25 protein-coding genes, 1 pseudogene and 1 riboswitch are annotated in these 22,546 nt (G+C 34.7%); of the genes and pseudogenes, 6 read left to right on the forward strand and 20 right to left on the reverse strand.

Annotated features, from left to right (window positions below; genetic code table 11):
• Nucleotides 1–5: 5 nt before the first annotated feature.
• From rpsA to prsW, 8 genes are all read right to left on the reverse strand, one after another.
• The gene (gene rpsA / locus KHA94_RS12745; protein WP_213102513.1) at nucleotides 6–1,142 is read right to left on the reverse strand and encodes a 30S ribosomal protein S1; all 1,137 of its coding nucleotides are present in this window, start codon (nucleotides 1,140–1,142) and stop codon (nucleotides 6–8) included.
• Between the two features lie 170 nt (nucleotides 1,143–1,312).
• A complete protein-coding gene (locus KHA94_RS12750; RefSeq protein ID WP_213102514.1) occupies nucleotides 1,313–1,894 on the reverse strand; it encodes a lysophospholipid acyltransferase family protein in 582 nt (193 codons plus the stop codon).
• Nucleotides 1,895–1,896: 2 nt separating this feature from the next.
• The gene (gene cmk, locus KHA94_RS12755) at nucleotides 1,897–2,571 is read right to left on the reverse strand and encodes a (d)CMP kinase (RefSeq protein WP_213102515.1); all 675 of its coding nucleotides are present in this window, start codon (nucleotides 2,569–2,571) and stop codon (nucleotides 1,897–1,899) included.
• 312 nt (nucleotides 2,572–2,883) lie between these two features.
• A complete protein-coding gene (locus KHA94_RS12760; protein WP_057771375.1) occupies nucleotides 2,884–3,063 on the reverse strand; it encodes a YpfB family protein in 180 nt (59 codons plus the stop codon).
• Nucleotides 3,064–3,432: 369 nt separating this feature from the next.
• A complete protein-coding gene (locus KHA94_RS12765; RefSeq protein ID WP_213102516.1) occupies nucleotides 3,433–4,095 on the reverse strand; it encodes a flagellar brake protein in 663 nt (220 codons plus the stop codon).
• 345 nt (nucleotides 4,096–4,440) lie between these two features.
• Nucleotides 4,441–5,790, reverse strand: coding sequence for a germination protein YpeB (ypeB, locus tag KHA94_RS12770; protein ID WP_213102517.1), 1,350 nt, complete (start codon nucleotides 5,788–5,790; stop codon nucleotides 4,441–4,443).
• A 14-nt stretch (nucleotides 5,791–5,804) separates the two neighbouring features.
• On the reverse strand, nucleotides 5,805–6,650 hold the full coding sequence (gene sleB / locus KHA94_RS12775; RefSeq protein ID WP_213102518.1) for a spore cortex-lytic enzyme: 846 nt from the start codon (nucleotides 6,648–6,650) through the stop codon (nucleotides 5,805–5,807).
• Between the two features lie 120 nt (nucleotides 6,651–6,770).
• On the reverse strand, nucleotides 6,771–7,442 hold the full coding sequence (gene prsW, locus KHA94_RS12780; RefSeq protein WP_213102519.1) for a glutamic-type intramembrane protease PrsW: 672 nt from the start codon (nucleotides 7,440–7,442) through the stop codon (nucleotides 6,771–6,773).
• Nucleotides 7,443–7,797: 355 nt separating this feature from the next.
• Here prsW and KHA94_RS12785 point away from each other — a divergent pair, with 355 nt between their 5' ends.
• Nucleotides 7,798–8,775, forward strand: a complete 978-nt coding sequence (locus KHA94_RS12785) for an asparaginase (RefSeq protein WP_213102520.1) — start codon at nucleotides 7,798–7,800, stop codon at nucleotides 8,773–8,775.
• 66 nt (nucleotides 8,776–8,841) lie between these two features.
• Here the strand turns inward: KHA94_RS12785 and KHA94_RS12790 are convergent, their stop codons facing one another.
• From KHA94_RS12790 to KHA94_RS12815, 6 genes are all read right to left on the reverse strand, one after another.
• On the reverse strand, nucleotides 8,842–9,807 hold the full coding sequence (locus KHA94_RS12790; protein WP_213102521.1) for a YpdA family putative bacillithiol disulfide reductase: 966 nt from the start codon (nucleotides 9,805–9,807) through the stop codon (nucleotides 8,842–8,844).
• Between the two features lie 214 nt (nucleotides 9,808–10,021).
• Nucleotides 10,022–11,296 carry a Glu/Leu/Phe/Val family dehydrogenase gene (locus KHA94_RS12795; RefSeq protein ID WP_213102522.1) on the reverse strand — a complete coding sequence of 425 codons (1,275 nt, stop codon included), beginning with the start codon at nucleotides 11,294–11,296 and terminating at the stop codon, nucleotides 10,022–10,024.
• Between the two features lie 545 nt (nucleotides 11,297–11,841).
• Complete coding sequence (locus tag KHA94_RS12800; RefSeq protein ID WP_213102523.1) at nucleotides 11,842–12,423, reverse strand: genetic competence negative regulator; 582 nt, start codon at nucleotides 12,421–12,423, stop codon at nucleotides 11,842–11,844.
• Between the two features lie 121 nt (nucleotides 12,424–12,544).
• Nucleotides 12,545–13,315, reverse strand: coding sequence for a metallophosphoesterase (locus KHA94_RS12805; protein ID WP_213102524.1), 771 nt, complete (start codon nucleotides 13,313–13,315; stop codon nucleotides 12,545–12,547).
• Between the two features lie 51 nt (nucleotides 13,316–13,366).
• The gene (locus KHA94_RS12810; RefSeq protein ID WP_213102525.1) at nucleotides 13,367–13,729 is read right to left on the reverse strand and encodes a hypothetical protein; all 363 of its coding nucleotides are present in this window, start codon (nucleotides 13,727–13,729) and stop codon (nucleotides 13,367–13,369) included.
• Between the two features lie 49 nt (nucleotides 13,730–13,778).
• Nucleotides 13,779–14,411: a CBS domain-containing protein gene (locus KHA94_RS12815; protein WP_213102526.1), complete on the reverse strand. Its 633-nt coding sequence runs from the start codon at nucleotides 14,409–14,411 to the stop codon at nucleotides 13,779–13,781.
• A gap of 137 nt (nucleotides 14,412–14,548) precedes the next feature.
• Here KHA94_RS12815 and KHA94_RS12820 point away from each other — a divergent pair, with 137 nt between their 5' ends.
• The 3 genes from KHA94_RS12820 (at nucleotide 14,549) to KHA94_RS12830 (ending at nucleotide 15,745) form a co-directional block, all read left to right on the forward strand.
• The gene (locus KHA94_RS12820) at nucleotides 14,549–14,779 is read left to right on the forward strand and encodes a spore coat associated protein CotJA (RefSeq protein ID WP_213102527.1); all 231 of its coding nucleotides are present in this window, start codon (nucleotides 14,549–14,551) and stop codon (nucleotides 14,777–14,779) included.
• The gene (locus tag KHA94_RS12825; RefSeq protein WP_213102528.1) at nucleotides 14,776–15,036 is read left to right on the forward strand and encodes a spore coat protein CotJB; all 261 of its coding nucleotides are present in this window, start codon (nucleotides 14,776–14,778) and stop codon (nucleotides 15,034–15,036) included. Before KHA94_RS12820 ends, KHA94_RS12825 begins: the two co-directional genes overlap by 4 nt.
• Nucleotides 15,037–15,175: 139 nt before the next feature.
• The gene (locus KHA94_RS12830; protein WP_213102529.1) at nucleotides 15,176–15,745 is read left to right on the forward strand and encodes a manganese catalase family protein; all 570 of its coding nucleotides are present in this window, start codon (nucleotides 15,176–15,178) and stop codon (nucleotides 15,743–15,745) included.
• A 46-nt stretch (nucleotides 15,746–15,791) separates the two neighbouring features.
• Here the strand turns inward: KHA94_RS12830 and KHA94_RS12835 are convergent, their stop codons facing one another.
• The 5 genes from KHA94_RS12835 to KHA94_RS12855 all read right to left on the reverse strand — a co-directional run bounded on the left by KHA94_RS12835 (nucleotide 15,792) and on the right by KHA94_RS12855 (nucleotide 20,326).
• On the reverse strand, nucleotides 15,792–16,250 hold the full coding sequence (locus KHA94_RS12835; protein WP_213102530.1) for a YpbF family protein: 459 nt from the start codon (nucleotides 16,248–16,250) through the stop codon (nucleotides 15,792–15,794).
• 114 nt (nucleotides 16,251–16,364) lie between these two features.
• Nucleotides 16,365–17,036 carry a LysM peptidoglycan-binding domain-containing protein gene (locus tag KHA94_RS12840; RefSeq protein WP_213102531.1) on the reverse strand — a complete coding sequence of 224 codons (672 nt, stop codon included), beginning with the start codon at nucleotides 17,034–17,036 and terminating at the stop codon, nucleotides 16,365–16,367.
• Nucleotides 17,037–17,151: 115 nt separating this feature from the next.
• On the reverse strand, nucleotides 17,152–17,769 hold the full coding sequence (locus KHA94_RS12845; RefSeq protein WP_213102532.1) for a CPBP family intramembrane glutamic endopeptidase: 618 nt from the start codon (nucleotides 17,767–17,769) through the stop codon (nucleotides 17,152–17,154).
• Nucleotides 17,766–19,271 (reverse strand): RecQ family ATP-dependent DNA helicase, encoded by a 1,506-nt coding sequence (locus tag KHA94_RS12850; protein ID WP_213102533.1) that lies wholly within the window; start codon nucleotides 19,269–19,271, stop codon nucleotides 17,766–17,768. The genes KHA94_RS12845 and KHA94_RS12850 overlap by 4 nt, the downstream gene beginning before the upstream one ends.
• Entirely contained in the window at nucleotides 19,268–20,326 is a 1,059-nt protein-coding gene (locus KHA94_RS12855; RefSeq protein ID WP_213102534.1) for a YpbB family protein, read from the reverse strand. The genes KHA94_RS12850 and KHA94_RS12855 overlap by 4 nt, the downstream gene beginning before the upstream one ends.
• Before the next feature lie 269 nt (nucleotides 20,327–20,595).
• Here KHA94_RS12855 and KHA94_RS12860 point away from each other — a divergent pair, with 269 nt between their 5' ends.
• A complete protein-coding gene (locus KHA94_RS12860) occupies nucleotides 20,596–20,844 on the forward strand; it encodes a ferredoxin (protein WP_213102535.1) in 249 nt (82 codons plus the stop codon).
• A gap of 112 nt (nucleotides 20,845–20,956) precedes the next feature.
• Here the strand turns inward: KHA94_RS12860 and KHA94_RS12865 are convergent, their stop codons facing one another.
• Nucleotides 20,957–21,541, reverse strand: a complete 585-nt coding sequence (locus KHA94_RS12865; RefSeq protein WP_213102536.1) for an ECF transporter S component — start codon at nucleotides 21,539–21,541, stop codon at nucleotides 20,957–20,959.
• Between the two features lie 169 nt (nucleotides 21,542–21,710).
• A riboswitch (FMN riboswitch) is annotated at nucleotides 21,711–21,891 on the reverse strand.
• 230 nt (nucleotides 21,892–22,121) lie between these two features.
• Here KHA94_RS12865 and KHA94_RS26675 point away from each other — a divergent pair.
• Nucleotides 22,122–22,266 (forward strand): annotated as a pseudogene (locus KHA94_RS26675) (ACT domain-containing protein); the annotation flags it as partial.
• Nucleotides 22,267–22,546: the final 280 nt, after the last annotated feature.

Here is a 22,546-nt window from a genome sequence, read left to right on the forward strand (position 1 = left end):
CATTTTTATTTTAAATTCTTTAACTGATCACCAATCACTTCACCGAGCTGGAATCCTTTTGATTCCTCTGGAAGCTCATAATCAGTTACAGTCTCAGTCTCTCTTTCTTGGAGCTCTTTTAAACTGAGAGATAGACGCTTGTCTTGTTCATTCACATCTAGTACCTTTACCTCGACCTCTTGACCTTCCTTTAATACCTCATGAGGTGTAGCTATATGCTTATGAGAGATTTGGGAGATATGAACAAGTCCTTCAACTCCAGGGAATAACTCAATGAACGCCCCATAGGATACAAGCCTTTTTACAACACCACTTAGTGTACTGCCTTTTGGAGCTTTATCAGATATATTAGTCCATGGTCCAGGAAGTGTTTCTTTAATGGATAATGAGATTCTTTCATTCGTACGATCAACACTTAAAATCTTAACTTGAACTTTTTGACCTTCTTCTACAACATCTGACGGTTTGTTAATATGTTCATGGGACAATTGTGATATATGAACAAGCCCATCAAGTCCACCAATATCAACAAAAGCACCAAAATCAGATATTCTCTGTACAGTTCCTTCTAATACCTGACCTGCTTCAAGCGATTCTAATAGTTGATTCTTTTGCTTTCCTTTTTCTTCTTCAACAACTGCACGATGAGATAGAATCAAGCGGTTTTTCTCTTTCTCTAGCTCAACAATTTTAAAGGCCATTGTTTTACCTTTATAATCAGAAAAATCCTCTACAAAGAATGCTTCAACAAGTGATGCAGGTACAAATCCGCGTACACCTAGATCAACAACCAATCCGCCTTTAACTACATCCTTAATTTCTGCATCAAAAGTTTCACCATTTTTAAATTTTTCCTCAAGATTTGCCCATGATTTCTCAGCGTCTACTTTTCGTTTAGATAATATTAAGGCTTCCTCTTCCACTTTAAGGACTTCAAGCTCAAGCTGATCTCCTTCTGAAACTACATCACTTGCTTTTTCAACATGAAGGCTAGATAATTCACTAATAGGAATAATACCATCAAGCTTACAATCATTAATATTGATAATGACTTGCTTCTCCTCAACTTTTGTAACTTGCCCAGATACCTTATCCCCAACTTCGAAATTTTTCACTTCAACTTGATTCATCTCTTCAGTCATATGTACTCCTCCTTATTTGAAATGCAAAAGTGTCTTCGGAACAATTAGATTGCTCTTCCCGATGACCACTTGTAGTAGCTTTCCTTATGAGGTAAGACAGCTATCTAATTATTATAAAATTCCTTTTTACTAACTTCTTACAAACGACTTATTTTGTCAAGCAAGAAGGTTTAACGATTTTCATTTATCAGTTTACGGATTTCTTCCATGATTAATTCAGTTGTCTCCTCAGCAGAAGCTTTCTTATCACGAAGTTCCTGTATGTTTATTGGTTTTCCATATATGACTTTTAATCTTTTAAAAGCCTTATAAGGGCCAATTATTGCACAAGGTACTACCGCTGCATCTGTGCGTAGGGCAAAAAAGCCCACACCTGACAGCCCTTTCGTCAATTCCCCTGTTTTACTTCTTGTTCCTTCAGGAAAAATCCCTAAAACATGGCCTTCTTTTAAAATTGCCAGTCCTTTTCTTAATGCTTCACGATCACTCATACCCCTTTTAACAGGAAAAGCATTTAGATTACTGACTATTTTCCCCAATAAAGGGACCTTAAAAAGCTCTTCCTTAGCCATGAAGTGAACAGGGCGTGGTGCGTTAATCCCAACAACAGGAGGATCAAAATTATTAATATGGTTAGAGCACAGCAGTACTCCACCTTCTTTTGGAAAATGTTCTCTTCCAGTAACTTCAAAACGATATATTGGTTTTAAAATTCCCAGAACAACTGATTTAACAAATGAATAAAACGTCAATATCATCCGATCCTTTCAAGGGCAAGCACCATAATTCTCTCAACAACTTGTTCAATCGTTAGAGCCGTCGTATCAATTTCAACAGCATCCGCTGCTTTTTTTAATGGTGCGAATTCCCGTTCTGAATCTAATTTATCCCTCAATGAGATTTCTTCTTTTAATTTCGCTAGATCGGAAGGAAATCCCTTTTGAATATTTTCATTATGTCTGCGAATTGCTCGTTCATCCACGGAAGCCAATAGAAAAACCTTCACTTCTGCATCCGGAAGGACATGTGTTCCTATATCTCTTCCATCCATTACTACCCCGCCATTCACAGCAAAGCTTTTTTGCCTTTCAACCATCTCTTCTCTTACTAATTTATGTTTTGCCACAATGGATACGGTATTCGTTACTTCACGAGTCCTAATATCTTCCGACACATTTTCTTCGTCAAGGAATATTAACTGACCTTGATCACCGGGAAGTAAAATGATTGTTGTATCATTTAATAAATTTATCAATTCATCTTCATTTTCTAAGCTTATATGTTTTTTTAACGCTTTATACGTTAGTGCCCGATACATTGCGCCAGTATCTATATAAATATACGAAAGTTTTTCGGCTACAAATTTCGCTACGGTGCTTTTCCCTGCTGCTGCAGGACCATCAATTGCTATTGAAATCTTCTTGTTCATAGTGCCTCCTGAATATGTTTCTTGTCTACTTTATTTTAACATATGATTACATAAATAACCGAATTAATCTATGTTAGTATAATCAGAACAAATGCGCAAGCGCCTTCGGAACAATTAAAGGACAAATTGTTCCTGCGATGAATATTCAAAGAAGCTTTCCTTATCCTGTCGCATTGTCGACACTAGTACGTCCTGTACGTCGGAGGTAGGCGCTGGAGCTGAACATAGATAAACTATATCTAAAGTTATCAACAGATAGCGAAAATTATAATTTCCTATACAAAAAAAAAGCAGGCTCAGCCCGCTTAAAAATTATTTACCCCTAAATGTTTCCAGAAATTCCGTGAAATTATTATCAGTTACCCCTTCGTATTGGGTAAGCTGTTTCAGTTCAGGGAAAATATTCAATTTATGAAAAAATAATTGAGTTATGATCAAGAATAAAAATTGAATCATAATAATTTTAATAATGATTCTTTCTATTGCCTTCATAATAAGTCGCTCCGTATTTTTTATTCTTATTATGAGGGCGAATATGAAAAATTATACTTATTTCCCCATATTAACGGCAGTAAGACCTGCATTTCTAGATTGCGAGTAACAAGATAGCTATTTCCGTAAATACCCGACAACAGACAATGCAAGGAAGGATTGGGAGAGCATTAACATCACACATAGGAAAGGTGATAGCTATGACATGGATGTTCAAGTCAGCCAAAAACCACAATTCATGGAATGTTACTTTAGCAATACTTCGCACGACCAAAAGAGAAGTATTATGGGAAACTTAGGAATCTGAGAGTATATTGTTCAATTATTATTCAGTGGGTGATTTTAGCCCGCACTGATTGGAGTTTCACTTTATACTTCTAATCCTTTTTTTCTATGTGCGAGTTGTCGGTCAAAACAGAAACGGAGTAAAATTTGTCTATCTAGCGGTGAAATATCAATAAATTGAATAGAAATAATAGACTTTGATTCATTAACTTCCAATATTCTAATAATTTTGCTTTTCAATTTCAAATAATGGACCTCTCCATTTTGCATCGGCAAGACAAACCAATTATCAATCATCATATTCGGCGAAAGGTTTCTTTTATTATCACTAATAATAGCTGCACCCCCAGCACTAATATCATCAGTAACAGTTACAAAAGGAGGGAATTCACCTTCTTCAGAAGCATAAACTGCAACATCTACAGCTGTTTCAACACGGACAAATTGCCGACGTTGAATCCTGACAAGCTGATCCGCACCAGGATATGATATGATGATCATCGGAATATTTAATTTTATTCTTCTCAACACTTCACATTCAAATAGGAAAACAGATCCATCTGCCGTAACAAAGCTAGCCTTAAATTGAGCCCCATCCATAAGAAATATAGTTCTACCAGTCTCCATATTAATTGGATAGTCAATATACAAGCTATTATCTTTCTTTTCAACAATTTTACATTTATATTTTTCAATTTTATCAGAATATCTAGGCTCTAAAACAAGTACATCACCAATTTTAACCATCTGGACCACACTTTCCTTTTTCAAAACAATAGAAAAATATCAAAATCCATTTCCTTTAAAGGATAATCTTGTCATTTAATTATGACATTTATCATGTTGTTTGTACATGATCATTTTTATTTTCAGGAGGGAAAATTAAAAAAGGGAAAAGCTATATTACTTTTCCCTACAGGCTTTTGACAAACGCTCGCTTTCTCACCTTCCTGCGGTGCTCATTATCCATCCATGACAACTCCGCTCCTCGTAAGGCTTCGTGCCTCGAAAGACAAGAGTTTTCAATCAGCCTAAAATGTATTAATTTATACTTTGTCTATACTCTGAAGGAAAAAGCTATAAAACTTTTCACTAAACAACATTCTCAAAAATGGGTTCTGCATTTTCAAGTTTTTCAACTTTTTCTTCATGTCCATTATCTGAATTAATAAAAATTCGATACGTATCCTCTCCAAGAGTACCAAGAAACTCATAGCAAAGGACCTCTTGATTAATATCATTTTGAATTATTGCTAACCCTTCTTCCATTATTTTCACTTGAGGATTAATTTTAGTCCTTGCATCTTCTATTGAAATAACCGGTTTTGGAATATTTCTTTTATGGTTAGATCTTAAATAGTCTTCTGCAGAAAACCCAACTATATTCCCATTATCCAGCGCAATTTTAACATTTATTGAATCAGGGTATATCCTTATATCATTTTGTTTTGAAACAAATGTAAACACACCTGTATGATTATATTGTGCACTTTCGAAAAGGTCTAAATCTTTAAATCCATTTTCTTTTAAGAAGGATACTGCTCTATTGCTAGCCTCATTTAAACTAATTGTTTGTTTTTTAATATCCCTGTCTAAAATAAACCAAATTGGATAGCCGCCTTTTTTTGTAATATCCATACTAGCTTCCTGTTTTGTTTTCTTATCTTGAATTGTGACACTATAAAAACCGTAAGCGGATCCTTTTCCATTTTCTGTTACGTTAATGTTTACATTATTGCCGAATCCTGCATAATTTTTTGCTTCTTGGACTGCTTCATTTTCTGTTATTTCTTTACCTTTTAAATATTGGAAGTTTTTATCTTTTTTCTCGAGACTTACCATAGTAGGACCGAGATCAGTCTCCCCATGCCCTTCAACTGTTTTTTCAACTGTTTTAAAACCATCTATGATCGTATTGTCAGCAGCTTCTTTCCCCGTTGCAAGCGCCATTTCTACATCCATCCAGCGGAGATTATTTTTTAATACTAAATGCTGAACCTTACGCAATTCGTTTTGTATATCAGCTGAATTTGAGTATAATTTCTTTAAGTTTTGATATTCTTTGTCAGTTAGTGGTTCTTTATCTAGATCTCTTACTGCTGTTCGATAACTAAAATCTCCGATATTAGAAAGAAACTCCTCCGTTTTATTAAAAGGAAGCAAGGTAAGCGGAAGCTGTCCAACATCTGAATGTGCCTCTGCCGTTAGCCTCCAAACATCAGCCAGCGCTGGTGATAATGATTTTCTAGAATTCATTGCCAATGTTGTTCCGATTTTGTCATGTAATAAATCTATTTTATTGGTTAGGCCATGAAATGCCCTCTGATAATTATTTTCTGCATTAATGAGAATCGCATTTTTCTCACGATGCTCTTGGTAGCCCCAAAATGCAGTACCTGCTACTCCTAAAGTAAGTACACCTATTAATATTCCTCTAAGCAATATTCCTCACCTCACTATTTACAAAAAATATGTTTACCAATTCTTTTAATCTGTGGCCTCGACCAAATCCAAGCACTTGTCGCTGTATCTGGATTAAAATAGTATAATGCATTTCCAGTTGGGTCCCAGCCATTAATCGCATCAATCACCGCCTCTTTAGCCCTTTCATTCGGGGTTAGCCAAATTTGTCCATCAGCGACCGCAGTAAACGCACCTGGTTCAAAAATAACGCCTGAAACAGTATTTGGGAAAGTAGCGCTATTTACACGGTTCAGAATAACTGCTGCGACAGCAACTTGACCTGTATATGGTTCACCCCTCGACTCACCATATACAGCATTTGCCATTAATTGAATATCGTTTTGTGAAAATCCGTTAGGCACATTAGCAGCTGTTGGTTTTTGCTGTGTTGGTTTTTGCTGCGTTGGTTTAGTCTTTTTTGCAGGTGCTCCCTTAGCAGGTTTCTTTTGAGCTTCAAGATTCATTCCACCGTAATGAGTAAACTTATTTCCCTTTGCAATTTGATTCTTGACAAATTGTTCATTATAATTTGATGCCTTGACAAGTTTATTTTTCGTATCAGCTCCACCAAGTCCATCAATCTTTAAACCAAATTCATATTGAAAATTTCTTAAAGCCCAGTAAGTTCCCCATCCAAAAACTCCGTCAATCTTACCATTGTAAAAACCAAGATATTGCAGCCTTGATTGCAGTTCTATCACATCATCTCCTACAGCTCCTTGTTGGATCACTTGATTTGAAAAAGCTAAAGCTCTTTCCTCATTGCCATTCATGGGAAGTACCATTATACATAGAGAGATAATAAGAATTACCTTAGTAAACAACATGTTCTTTTTCATGGATAGTAACCTCCAATGTAAATCTTTATAACATTATCTCTATATTTTGTAGTAGTTGGTTTTTTATGCAAACACATGGAAATAAAAAAACTCTTCATTCGATATTGGAATGAAGAGTTCTTAGAAGTCTAGCTGATTTCTGAAATGTTGGGCACTTAATTCTCTAGCTTTCTTAACTTTTCTTAATCCTAACCACCAAAGGAAAGTCATAAATGGAAACATTACAAATTGCCAATTTTTTTGAGTAATTAATATGAAGTCGTAGGTACCGTGAAGAATGATAGGAAAAAGTAATGAAAGAATAATCCATTTATATTTAGAGGTTGCTGAAAATTTCCCTTTTCCTATATAATAACCCATGATAACTCCAAACAACGCATGACTTGATACGGGAAGAAGAGCCCGGCCAATCGCATGTTCTAACCCATACGTAATAAGATAAAAAATATTTTCTAACGTAGCAAAGCCTAATGAAACAGATGCCCCATAGACAATTCCATCATATGGTTCATCAAAATCTACATGCTGATAGATAGTATAGAATAAAATAAACCATTTAAAAAATTCCTCTAGCGTTGCTGAGGAGAGAAACGCATTTATAAAGCTGGACTCGATCAAATTTTCAGTTTCGAGAACATACTGAATAAACGCTATTGGGAATACAAGCAGCGCACCAAATAAAAAAGTCTTAAATACTGTATAGATTGGCTCTGAATCATATTGATCTTTTAAATAAAAATAGCTTAACAACGCTAATCCAGGGGCAATACCCGCAGATAATATACCAAGCATGTACTGGCCTCTTTTCTATAATTAAAAAACTTTTCATTGCCATGTCCTTCTGGCGAATGGTTAGTTTTTCTTAAACAATCTTAAAAGCAGTATAATGAATCAAAATTCAATTTCTCGTTAATACGCTAAAACACTTAGCCAAAGAAATAATTAGTGCTTTTTTCTATTTGCAACAATACTTCATAGAAGGAAACAATAATAATTATCACCTTCTTAATCGTATCATGATATGAGTAGAAAGAAAATCATATTTCTATAAATAGCACAAAAAGTGTATTATCACTCGATTCGTGCCATTTCGACCAAAAACACACTTTTTGCACTTTGGAAATTTTAGAAAGTCGAGGGAATCATAATGCAAAAGAAAAAAATTCTCGTCATTCACACTGGTGGAACAATTTCGATGAGTGAGGATGCATCTACAGGTGCAGTGAAGCCAACCGAAATCAACCCATTAACAGAAAAAACGAAAGAATTACTATCACTTGCTGAAATTATTATTGAAGAACCATTTCATCTTCCTTCACCTCATATTACACCTATTGAAATGTTTAAACTTAAGGAATTAATTGAACATCACTTTGATAAAGAAGAAATTGAGGGTGTTGTCATAACACATGGGACAGATACTTTGGAAGAAACAGCTTACTTCCTTCATTTAACAATCCAAGCAACCTTTCCAATCGTTGTAACAGGAGCAATGCGATCTAGCAACGAAATTGGTGCTGATGGCCTTTATAATTTAATTTCTTCAATAAGGGTTGCGTCGTGCAAAGAAGCCAAGAACAAAGGCGTCCTTGTCGTTTTAAATGATGAGATTCATACAGCAGAAAATGTAACAAAAACACATACTAGCAATGTATCAACCTTTCAAAGTCCTCAATATGGACCGATTGGTATTGTAACTAAAAGAGGTGTGTTCTTCCACCATCTCCCAACAAATGACGAATATTACAAAATTGATAATGTTTCAAAGCGAGTTGCTTTAATGAAAGCGCACGCCGGAATGGATTCAACTCTACTTTATGCAATTCGTGATTTAAATTATCACGGTGTTGTAATTGAAGCGTTAGGACAGGGCAATTTGCCGCCTGCAACAATTGAAGGAATCAAAGCATTAATCGAAAAAAATATTCCTGTTGTCCTCGTTTCACGCTGTTTCAATGGAATTGCTCAAGATGTTTACAGCTATGATGGCGGAGGAAAACAATTAAAGGATTTAGGAGTCATTTTTTCGAATGGCCTAAATGGTCAAAAAGCACGAATTAAGTTGCTTATTGGCTTAGCAAGTACGACTAATAATAAAGAAATTGAAGACATGTTTAACGTTTAATGGTTTGAAAATATAACTCTAGGGGCAGTCCCTAAGCCGAAATTCGACTTATGAGACTCCCCCTAGTTATTTCTTGTTTTTTATTGATTCAGCTATTTTCCCACTGTGAAAGCGGCCATTTTCTATGAATATCTCATTTGCATTATTCCCTGCAGCAATAACACCAGCAATGTATATGCCTTCAATATTTGTTTCCATTGTTTCACTATTAAAAAATGGTCTTCCTGTCTCAGTATCAATCTTGACGCCTATCGCTTTCAAAAATTTATGATCTGGATGGTAGCCTGTCATGGCAAAGACAAAATCATTTTTTAACTCAAAAACCTTATTATTTTTCATATAAATGACTTTATCATCAAAAATTTCTTGTAAATGTGCATTAAATTCCATCTTAATCACACCATTACGAATTAAGGAATCAAATTCTGGTAATATCCAAGGCTTAATACTTGGTGAATATTCGTTCCCCCGATAAATGACTGTAACCCTTGCACCAGCCTTGACTAATTCTAACGCCGCATCGACACTTGAATTTTTTCCGCCAACAACTACTACATCCTTATCAAAATAGGGATGCGCTTCTTTAAAGTAATGGTAAACTTTATGGGAATCTTCTCCAGGAATATTCATGTAATTAGGATGATCGTAATAACCGGTTGCAATGATGACATAATTTGAAATATATTGCCCTTTATTTGTAATAACTAAAAATTCCTTATTTTCTTGCTTAGTAATCTTTAATACCTTTTCATAAGCATTAATATTTATGTTTTTTCTTTTTACCACTTCACGGTAATAAGATAAAGCTTCATTTCGTCTAGGCTTATATTCAACAGTAATAAAAGGTATATTGCCAATTTCTAATTTTTCACTTGTACTAAAAAAAGTTTGGTGTGTTGGATAATGATATATTGCATTAACAATGTTCCCCTTTTCAATAACAAGTGGTTTTAAGCCAATTTCTTGAAGCGAAATGGCCGACGCTAACCCACAAGGGCCACCACCTACAATTATTGCATCTTCTCTTCTCATTTTCTGTGTACTCCTTTCAGAAAGGCGAAACTTAGGAAAGCACAAGCGCTTTCGGAACAATTAAAGAACAGATTGTTCATGAGATGCTGCTTGAGCTAGACAGCTAAAAAATAAAAATCTCCCACCAAATATGATAGGAGATTTCTAATAAAGAATCAAATGAACAACTTCTAATTACTAACATCTATAAGCCCGTTAAAAATGGTCGTTCCACTTAAACCCAACCACGGAACCTTGATGCTTCAGCCATTTTGCGAACTCCAACCATATAAGCAGCAAGACGCATATCCACACGGCGGGATTGAGCTGTTTCATAAATATTATTGAAAGATTGCACTAAGATTTTCTGTAATTTTTCTTCAATCTCTTCCTCAGACCAGTAATAACCTTGGTTATTCTGTACCCATTCAAAGTAGGAAACTGTTACTCCACCAGCTGATGCTAATACATCTGGTACAAGTAAAATTCCTCTTTCAGTTAATATTTGAGTAGCTTCTAATGTTGTTGGACCATTTGCAGCTTCAACAACAATTTTCGCTTTAATATTGTGTGCGTTTTCATCTGTAATTTGATTTTCGATTGCAGCTGGAACTAAAATATCGCAATCTAACTCTAAAAGTTCTTTATTTGTAATTGTATCGTTAAATAAATTTGTAACTGTGCCAAAGCTGTCGCGGCGGTCAAGTAAATAATCTATATCTAAGCCATTTGGATCATGTAATGCACCGTAAGCATCGGATATACCAATAACTTTTGCACCAGCATCATGAAGGAACTTAGACAAGAAGCTTCCAGCGTTTCCAAAACCCTGTACTACTACTCGAGCACCTTTTAAATCGATGCCTTTCTTCTTAGCAGCTTCTCTAATGCAGATCGTTACTCCTTTAGCTGTCGCTGTTTCGCGTCCATGTGAACCACCTAATACTAATGGCTTTCCAGTAATAAATCCTGGTGAGTTATATTCATCCATTCTGCTATACTCATCCATCATCCATGCCATAATTTGTGAGTTTGTAAATACATCTGGTGCTGGAATATCTTTTGTCGGTCCAACAATTTGACTAATTGCTCGAACGTATCCACGGCTTAATGCTTCCAATTCTCGGAAAGACATATTACGTGGATCACAAATTATTCCACCTTTTCCTCCACCATAAGGAAGATCAACTATTCCACACTTTAAGCTCATCCAAATTGAAAGGGCTTTAACTTCCTTTTCAGTTACTCCTGGATGAAAACGGATTCCACCCTTTGTTGGTCCAACTGCATCATTATGCTGTGCACGGTAGCCAGTGAAGACCTTCACTGTTCCATCATCCATCCGGATAGGGATATTAACTGTCATCATTCGTAGAGGCTCTTTCAGGAGCTCGAATACCTCATCAGAATAACCTAGCTTTTCCAATGCCTTATGAATAACAGTTTGGGTTGACTTTAACACGTCAAGCTTGTCTTCTCTATTTGTCTCAGTACCATTATTGGCTACCATTTTGTGTAAACCTCCTAGAATCACTTTCATTTGTTGTCCGCTTCCAGACATTAGTATACACCTTTGATTTTTTTATGCAAGATGAAAGTAGTTTTTTCCGCATTTTTTGATAATTTTATGTAACCGCTCTCAATTCTTTTATATAAAGTGATTTTTATTTTTTGCCAAAGTTAAACTACCTTATTGATTTCCGCTGCAGGCACTAAAGCGTAGCGGGCGGTCCGGAAGCCACCTCGTCGTTCCCGCTCCTGCGTGGTCTCCTTTGACTCGCTTTTCCCGCAGGATATTGAATAAACTACCTTGATTAAACACCGCACGAGAAAATGCCATTGCATTTTCGAGGAGTCTCGCGTCTGCAGCGAAAATCAACAACAAAATAGCATGATCAACACTGAGCTTTAACACAACCTTTTGTTAAAATAGATCAGTATGTACGAAGTCCCTATTCTCTACTCAATCATTACTTTTAGAGAAAGTTATAAGAACAAAAAATAAAATATATGAAAAGAGGAGGAAAAAATCCTCCTCAAAAATATATATAGCTTTCATTTACTAAAAAAATGTACAAGCTTTTCGATAGCATTGTCCTTTATAACCACAGCCCCATATTCTTTCAGTATATGGATGCTTACCATTGAAGGATTTCCGTATTCTGTTAGAACTGCGATTAGTCTATTTATATCATTCGCATTTTGATTGGAAAGATAAAAATAATAGAAATTTTTAAAAGCATAAAGGCTTCCGTTTGTAATGTTCATGTTGTTAAGGCGCTTTGCAAGCTGAATCACATCTTCAAAATCCAAAAATTCAAAAAGGATTTCCTCTTCACCACCCATAATTACCTGCATTTCGATAAAGCCATCCTGAAGAAGCTCCTCATCGCCCTGCTCTTCCATTGTAACGATCATAATCATCCCTTGAGCCTGCATAGAGAAAATCTCTACAGCAACGGAGCCTTGAATTTCAACCCCGAATTCTGCACTCGCTTCATCTAGCATATCATGAAAAAGTTGATGCCATTTCATGGAATCCTTCCAAATATCTTCTTTTGTAAGCCCTCTTTCTGATAAATCATCTAGGGTAAGAAATATTTTAATTTTATTGTAATTTAATCGTTCTAAGCGCATGTATATGCCCCCTGATGTGAACCAAATCTTTTGTTTAGTGTATGAAAGAAAATAAGATTGGTGAGTCATGTAAGTTATTTTACCCAATTTGCGCCTTTTTCCGCTTCATTCTTAATATTTGTTACCCCTTTTTTATAGTGACAAGATGTGTCTCAGCTTTTGCACCTAATCTTAATGGTAAAGCAGTTGTTCCATAGCCATTACTAATTAATAAAAATGTTTCCTTCCTTTTCTTTAAGCTACCTTTTTCATACGGACTATAGCCCAAAATATGAATTTGGCCACCATGGGTATGCCCACTTAACACTAAACGTATACGGTGTTCTTTTTTTATTTTGCTGATAATTTGTGGATTATGGCTGACTAAAATTTTAAATCCAGTTTCATTTGCATCTTCTAATGCTAAATCTAATCTGTCACGTTTTTTGCCAATATCATCAATTCCTAAAAGGATTAACTTATCTCCTTCTACTGATTCAAAGGAAACAGCCGTATTGGCAAGAACCTTTATCCCGCAATCCAGTAGAAGCGCATCCAACGCACGAAAATCCACTTCATAGTCATTATTTCCCCAAACAAAATATACTGGACCCAGCTTTCTTAAATGTTGGAGATTTTGCTTTACTCTTTCAAAGGGTACCCCCTTTTCCAATAAATCCCCCCCAATAATAACCAAATCGGCTTTCATTGATTGAACTTCCTCGATAATTTTTTCAGAGATGGCTCTCCTGTGTATATCAGAAATGAAAAAAATCTTGACTTCCCCAAAGCTTTCTGGAAAGTCTGAAAAAGTAACTACATTTTGAATAACTCGGTCAGCAAACGCTTCCTTATACATATAAATAAGAAGTCCTACTCCTAAAATGAAAACAAATGTGATAATAAAAATCATAATGCCTCCTGCTACGTTTTCAATTGACTAGTTTTCAACAAATTTTTGCTTCTAAAAATCTATAGAAATAATACCATATATAATTGAAAAACAGAAAAATACTACGGTTTGCCATGATCCAATATGAATTAAGGTGATAAAACTAATAAATATAATAATGCATTTTAGAGTATTAATATTACATACCCTATTTTTAATAGAATCAACTGCCTTTAATATCATTTCTTCTCTGATAATTTCTGCAGTAATTAAAACACCAATGATAAAAACAATACTTGCTGCAAAAAAATATAGTGGATTTAATATACCTGAAACAACAATTTCCTCAATATTATTTTCTTGAATTGGAAACCATTTTATAAACAATAATCCACAGAGAAAACTAATGATACAATTGAATGTATAACGAATCAAAAAGAATCCCTCCCTTACAAATTGTATGGGAGGGATTCTTCTTTATTTCTTAATCTTCGTGAACATCAAGAATTCTAAATCCTGAAGCTTCAAGTTTTTCTATAAATTTTTGAATATTGTCCTTCTTTTCAATTTTCATCACGATTCTGCGAACTAGCTTGTCGGTCTCATCGAAGGTTACAATTGAAATAATATACTCATGGAATTGATGGGCTATTTCTGACAACCTCGCCAATCTTCCTTCTGTTTCAGATGCGGTAAAGGCAATACGTACGCCTGGTTTATCCATTCCAAATGCAGATTGAAACTGATTAAGAACATCAAATCGTGTAACGATCCCCGCAAATTTCTGTTTTTCGTCAAGAACAGCAAGCAGCGGGAAATCCTTCAAACTTAATAAAGTTTTTTCGAAAATCTCATTCCCCTTGAGGTATTGATCCTTATGGGTTGCAATATCCTTCACTTTTGTATTCTGCAAATAATCTTCCTTTGTTTGTCCAGCATTAAAAAAGTTTTCATAGATTCTGTATCTTGTTACGACACCAAGATAGTTATCACCATCTAAAACTGGTAATCCATCAATATGATGCTCTTCTAATTTTTCAAGTGCTTCCTTAATTGACGAGTCGTGATCAATCGTATAGCTAGAATATTTAGGAATCATGACGCTTTTGACAAACATTACTATCACCTCAAAGTATTATTTACAGTTCCGTATTTAATAATTCTACAATAATATTTAAAATCCCTTTTTATATCTAACATGATTTTTAAATTTTAGTCATAAGATTGAATGACGCACACTAAAGGAGGGACAGCATGTTTACACTTCGAAAAGCATGGCATCCGTATATTAGTCCATTTGATCCTTGTAAGCCTATTACAGTAAAAACATATTCGACCCCACCCAATCTCTATATTGGTTTTCAGCCTCCAAATCTCCCACAATTTTCACCGATAGAGGCTTTAAAAGCTGGTACACTTTGGAAGGCCTTTTACGATCCTTGGTATAGTCCATATGAAATAGTAAAAAGGGGGCAGTCTCAATGAAACAAATGCCCGCCGATTATTATCAATTATTAGAACAACTCCAGGCGGTTGATTTTGTATTAGTGGAACTCACCTTATATTTAGATACCCATAATGGTGATGAGGATGCTATCAATCAATTTAATCATTATGTTAGTGAAAGAAAAAAAATACGAAAGGATTTTGAAAGCAAATTCGGTCCACTTATGCAATATGGGCATAGCTATTCAGGTAAACCATGGAATTGGGATGATACTCCATGGCCTTGGCAAGTGTAAAAGCAGAAGCGCATCCGGTAACATTAATGATCTGATAATAGCTTGCGATTATATTGCTAATTAAGCATTCCTTGTGAAGTTATTGTTTGTCTAAACAATCGAATTTTAGAGGGAGTTCATTAAGGAGGGGCTGATAGAAATGTGGGTCTATGAAAAAAAATTACAATACCCAGTTCGTGTAGGTACTTGTAACCCTAAACTCGCAAAATTCTTAATAGAACAGTACGGTGGAGCAGATGGGGAACTTGCTGCTGCTTTACGATACTTAAATCAACGCTACACCATTCCAGATAAGGTTATCGGACTTCTCACAGATATTGGAACAGAAGAGTTTGCTCATTTAGAAATGATTGCAACAATGGTGTATAAACTAACGAAGGATGCAACACCAGAACAAATGAAAGCAGCTGGTCTAGGCGCTCACTACGCCAACCATGATAATGCACTTTTTTATGAAAATGCTGGTGGATCACCTTTTACTGCCACATATATACAAGCAAAAGGTGATCCAATTGCTGATTTATACGAAGATATTGCTGCGGAAGAAAAAGCACGCGCAACTTATCAATGGATCATTAATATGAGTGATGATACAGACTTAAATGATAGCTTACGCTTCTTAAGAGAAAGGGAGATTATTCATTCACAAAGGTTTAGAGAAGCAGTTGAGATTCTAAAGGATGAACAAGGGAAAAAGAGGGTATTTTAGAAAAAAGAAGCAGTCAAAACTGCTTCTTTTTGGAATTCTGCTGAAATTATTTATTTTCATGATACAAATTAATATCATAATTTGCTTTCATCATTTCAAAAACAGTATGCCTGTTTTTCCATTCATCTTCTTTTTTCCAAAGATCTTTGCTTTTGTCAATGATTTCACATCGTAAACCATGATATTCTTTTTCTGCTTTTTCCCTTTTCTCTTGTAATAAGTTCATAAGCCCATACAAGCCAACAATAAATATTAGATAATATAAATTAGCAGAATGGTTGACATAGGTCGAAAACATAGAAGAAAATGAATAGGAATAAGGCTTCATTATTGTTTGATAAATATAGAAAAAGTAGAAAAATGACAAAAATACAGTTGCCCACATAATAATTAAATGGCGCATCTTATATTTATCAAACTTTCTTTTCCTTTCTACAACTTTTTGAAGCATTTGCCTTGTTGCCTGATCAGTTCGATCATCTAAAAGTTTTATTGATGACTCCATTATTCCCCCTCCATCTGCATAGCACATTTAGAGAACGAACAATCATTTGTTCCAGTCCCCTTTTCTTCTAGTGTATGAGCTTGTACCTCATTATATGATCGGGAGAATAGGAATCTATTTTTTGGGAATGACTAAAACTTGCCCTACTTGTATTTCATCATTTTTCAGGTTATTCGCTTTTTTAATAATATCGACTCCTGATTGATACTTCAACGCTATCCGAAAAATGTTTTCATTCGGCTTCACAGTATGATAAATTACTTCTTCAGCTTCTGCTTTTTGATCTTCCTTGTCTTGTTGATTTTGATCACCTTCAGGAAGAACTGCTGATCCTTTATTATCCGAATTTTCCTTTGCTTGCGTTTTAGGAGCAGGGATGGATCCTTCTTCTTTCTTTTCTGAATCATCTACTGACGATTCCTCTTTTTCTGGAGGTTCTTCTCTTTCCTCTATCGTTGTCCCTTTATCCTCGTTTTGATTTTCATATCCAACTGCTTCATACCCTTTCTGACTTGAGCTTACCTTTTCTGCACTACCAGGCTTATCCTTATTTAAAGAATAATGTATGCTGAATATTGCAATTGGCAGGAGAATAAACATTAAAGCAAGAAGGCGTATAACAGGATATTTAACCTTCCATTTACTTTTTTGCCTTTTTTCTCGATGAAGCCTGCTTCTTGGTGGTAATGAAGCTTTTTCTGTTGTCATGTCTTCTGGCTCCAAATTCCTATAAACTTTCTTCCGCAGCCGTTCTGCTTGATCTCTATAAGGGCCTTCTTTGTTCATGGAATATCCCTTCCTATATGTAATCGAATGTTCAAAAAGTCTAAGCATATATTACTAGTATTTCTTCGTCGCTAGTCCCTGCAATCCTTACAAATTATAATATACACTTTGATCCTTAAGACTCTTTCTTCTCGAAATTCTCTTCTCTTTTTGAATCTGTATTATTACGGTATTTTATAACTATTCCTAGTAAAAAATCAATAATAAAATGCATAAACATGGTAACAAATAAATTTTCTGTTATCAAAAATACATATCCTATTAAAAAGCTTAATACAATGACATTTAAAAACAAAAACCAATTAAATATATAACGATAATGAACAACAGCAAATACAACACTTGATACCACTAGTCCAAAATGTGTTTGAATAACACCACGAAATAATAGCTCCTCACAAAAAGCAACAATTGCAGCAATGAATGCGATATGAATAACACTTCGATTGCGAAATATCCTTTCATTTAAACCGCCATCATCGTAATATGCAGGAGGTAAAAGCTTCATTAAAGTAATATCAAGCATAACGACAAGCAATCCGGCGATTCCCCCAATAAGCCAAATATTCCAATCATGTATAATAAAGAGGTTTAGAAAATCTGAGAAACGATCAAATAAAATTATTCCTAAAATAGAAGATATCACTAATAGGATTACTTGCGTTAAATATAAATGAAATAGCAATTCCCTATCTGAAAGCTCTTTAATTAACTCTGAATACTTATCCTTCATGTTTTTCTCTCACTTAAAAGAATTTCTGCCAAATGATTTTTCCAATGAAAAGAAGACTCAATTTTTATAGAAGGCTCTTTTGTTATAAATGAATAGAACCCACTATAATCAACTCCACAGCAATCACAACAATTCCTCATCTCTATTGTCTTTTCTTCATTAAAATAGTTCAAGATCTTTTTTCTACGGCAATCTGTTAATTGTGTCCATCTATACATATCCTGAATCTTTGTCAACTTTATCAGCATTCGTTCGTTTATGAACTTTTTTAATTGATCAATTGTTTTTTCTATTTGTTCTCCATCATTAAACTGTAAAAAAGCTTCAACCATTCTCCATTGGTTGTCTGTGAACCCTGAAATTCTTCTTATTTCACTTTCAAAAAGGCTTAAATTATATAATGCTTCACGATGATCAATCAGCCAATCATATAACCAATCTATTTGTGCATCACCTGGCAGCTCTCCTTCAATGAGCTGATTAGGAAGATGCTCGTCCCCAGGAGAATACAGTAATAGAGCTAGACTTTGTTTTCCATCTCTTCCGGCACGCCCAATTTCTTGTAAATATGATTCAAGCTGTAGAGGCATGTGAAAATGAATGACATAGCGAATATTATCCTTATTTATTCCCATTCCAAAAGCACTTGTCGCACAAATCACATCAAGTTGACCTTGGATAAATTGCTGCTGAATTAATATTCTAGTTTCTTGCTCCAATCCTCCATGGTATGCAGCTATCTTACTGAATCCTATCTCTTTAATTAGCGACGCCATCTGTTCAGACAATTTCTTACTTGAAAAATAAATAATTCCTGGCCCTTCCAAACTCGTAATAAGCTCCACCATTCTTTTCGTTTTCTCTTGATAAGTTCTGATGTTTTCCACTACTAATGAAATATTCGGACGGTCAACAGAATAAATATATTCCTCCCATTCCTCTATTTTTAGAGAAGTGATAATATCATCTTTAACTTCAGGTGTGGCTGTTGCAGTCAATGCAAGCGTTAATGGCGACCCTAATCTCTCTCTAATCTCTCCAAGCTTATTATAATCTGGCCTGAAATCATATCCCCATTGTGAAATACAATGGGCTTCATCAATAACAAATAAGTCAATACCAATTTCTTTAAGCTTATTAATTACTTGATCTGATCTAAGCATCTCTGGCGATAAAAAAATAAATTTATATTTCCTTAATTGATGCAAAGCTTGATATTTTTCCTCATGGGATAAAAAGGAATTAAAAGCAATCACTCTCTTTTCTCCATTCATCATCATCTGCTCCACTTGATCCTGCATTAAAGATAAAAGAGGTGAAACAATAACTATTTTTCCTTTTAATAAATATCCTGGTAATTGGTAGCACAGCGATTTACCAGTACCAGTTGGAAGCATGGCTATTGTATGATTCCCACCTAGAATGGAGGAAATTATTTCTTTTTGTCCAATTCTAAAAGAAGAATAATTAAAATGCTTTTGTAGCACATCTTCAAGCTTCATATTTTTTCACCAACTCGAGTCAATACTAAGCGAATTTCAAAATAATTTGCATCTGGTATAAATTGTCGTATTTGCTTTAACTGTTTTGAATTACTCGCCATTATTGCATCTAAAATTAATTTTTGTTTTTCGGTGGAAACAAATGAGGAAATATCAAAACTGCTACTGTTTAATGATATTTCAACGATATGATCCTCGATTGTGTTACTTTTTAGTCTTCGTATCCGCGCGATCTCCTCTATAAAGAAGCCTTTTTTCAGTAAATCATATGTCTTCTTTGCAGAGTGAGTTAGTGGGAAAATTTCGTTATCTTCCGTAACAAACAATCTTAATATTGGATAATCTGTCGGATTCTCCTGGATATTCTCAAGCATATAATGAATAAGTGCTATAAATCGGAGCTGATAAGTATCATTATCCACGTTCATTTTTTCAGCAGCTTGGCGCGTGGTAAGCCCAATAATCTGATACCCTGTTAACCTTAATACAAGTAACGAAGGGTCATTTTCTTTATATTCTTCAAGGCAATCTACTAATTCTTCGTAAAGCTTAACGCCGAGTTCTTCTCTGTTCAAACCAGTTCTTTGTATAAATCCTTTAAGCCAAGAATGGAGTTCTTTTTTTCGTTGAATCGGGATAAACTTTGAATCCCAGCTTTTTAAATGCGAAACAACTTGTACCGCAAGCGACAGCCTTTCCCAAAATAGCTCGGTTACTTGATGGAATTTCCAACCATTCAACGACATAGGAATTGGCTGTTTCTCAAAAAACAATTCCATATGCTTATATCCATCTGAAGTTAAACGAAAGCTTTGGTGAGGAAAACCCTCTAAATATCCTTGTTTTTCCATTTCCAAAACCAATTCCTCAAATTCGGTACGTGTTAAGTCAGTAAAAGTATGGAAAAGGTTTGTCAATTGAAAGAAATGAGCATCTTGTATAGTTTGAGCAGACTTTTTTCCCTTTAAAAGGTGAAAAATCGAAAAGATGGTTCGCTGTCTATCAATGCGATGTAAACAATATAATATTAGCATCTTTATTAAAGAGTCATTCATTTGATCACCAATATGCATAATTTTATGGATTTTACAATACTATTTAGTATAGATTAAATATAATTCTATTTTTATTCTATCACGAATGAAAATAGAGAACCTCTTTAATTCTTACTTTTCTAAGAACCTTATGTGATAAGCATTCTCAATACTTTTCCTATTGAAAAGTTAATCATTCAGTTTTACAATAGGGATGAGGAATTCGTTTCCATCTTTACAAAAGATCAAGTTTAGAATAATTCGCTTAATATTTTGGGAGGTAATTTTTCATGGCAAAGTACACTATTGTTGACAAAGAAACATGTATTGCATGTGGAGCATGCGGAGCAGCTGCACCAGATATTTACGATTACGATGATGAGGGCATTGCATTCGTTACTCTAGATGATAACCAAGGAATTGTTGAGATTCCAGATGTATTAATCGATGATATGATGGATGCTTTCGAAGGCTGCCCAACAGACTCAATTAAAGTTGCTGATGAAGCATTTGATGGCGACGCACTTAAATTTGAATAGTCATTACTTGATATATGTTAAATATTGCTCCCTTACTTTAAAGTGTAAGGGAGTTTTTTATATAATCATAATAAAAAGCAACGGTGCAGGCCGTTGCTTTTTATTATGATTATTAAGCTGCACTTTTTAATGATTCTTGCTTGTTAATCCAAGCGTTCATTCGTCCAAAAATAAGCATAAATACTGTCGTTATGATTAGACCTTTAATTATATTAAACGGCAAAATGCCCTTTACGATCATTGTACGTATTTCGGGCGCTGACATAGCTGGCATATTTAAGAAGAATGTATAGGCAGGTAGAATGAGAAAATAATTTAACACACTCATCATAATTGCCATAATAAGTGTTCCTGCTACTAAACCAAATGTCATGCCTTTTTTTGTTTTTAGTTTATTGTACACATAGTAAGTTGGCAGAACAAACAGAATGCCAGCAATAAAATTGGAAATATGGCCAACTGGTACACCAGTAGCACTTCCTGTCATGAAATAATCTAAAATGTTTTTAAACAATTCAACTAGAATCCCAGCCATTGGTCCAAAGATTAACGCTGCGATTAATGCAGGGATATCGCTGAAGTCAATCATAAGAAATTGCGGAAATGGCGGTATCGGAAAATTTAACAGCATTAATACATACGCTATACTGCTTAACATCCCTATCGAAACTAAAGCTTTAACTGAAAGTCTATTCATGTTCCTCTCTCCTAATTAGGACTATCTCTCCTAAAGAAGAAAGGTTCAGCAGTTCAGGTTAAGCCCATGAAAAATAAAAACCCCAAGCATTACACTTGAGGGAGATTTTTTCCAAGAGTTCACTAAATAAACGTTCAAGTAACCTGCAATTTTTGAACGTCTGCAGAACCTCCATCTTCTCCCATCCAGACTGTACTGTCGGCTTTGGATTCACACCAAATCCTGCCCAAGCTTAAGCTATTTACCAAATTAATATTCGGATAAATGGCTCCACTTTCAAAAGGCTCGCGGGCTTAGAGAAAACTCTCATCACCGCCGGTCGGGAATTTCACCCTGCCCCGAAGATAGACCGTATTTTTTTTTTCAAATATAATTATACTTGAAAGCACAAAAAATGAAAAGGTTTATTCGTCAACCTCAATCAGAAATAAAATATGGAAACTAATGACTTTATTAAATTAAAGCGATTACACGTTAAATATGCACAATCAATTGAATTGACAGATGATTTTTCGTCTTGTAAAATTATCAGAAAATTGTTATTTTGGATGGAGTGTTAGAATGTTTACTATATTAGTATATTGCAACAATGCAGGTAGGAAGAAAAATGGCTGGTGGAGAAGCAATTATGGTGCTCTCCTTTGGATAAAACATTAGAAGATTCATCACTTGAATTATTATGTCAGCTCAAGGACATCGTCTCAATAAATCGGATTATCCTTTAATAAAAAAATAGAAGACATTAACAGACATCTTACATTTTTTCGGATGTCTATTAATGTCTTCTTTTAGGCTTATTTAACATTTTTCTAATAAAAATTGATATTTCATTATCATTATTCCTAGAGCTTGTACATACTTCCTCCTATAAATAATAAGCTGATACAAAGCCCCATTAAACATACAATAATAAATCGTTTTAAATAATCCCGCATTTTTTCCTCCTACTTCATTACATAATCCTAGACCTCTATTACAATATTCACACTATGTTGACTTGATCCT

Origin of the sequence: Cytobacillus citreus (assembly GCF_018343665.1) — a bacterium.
GTDB lineage: Bacteria > Bacillota > Bacilli > Bacillales > Cytobacillaceae > Cytobacillus > Cytobacillus citreus.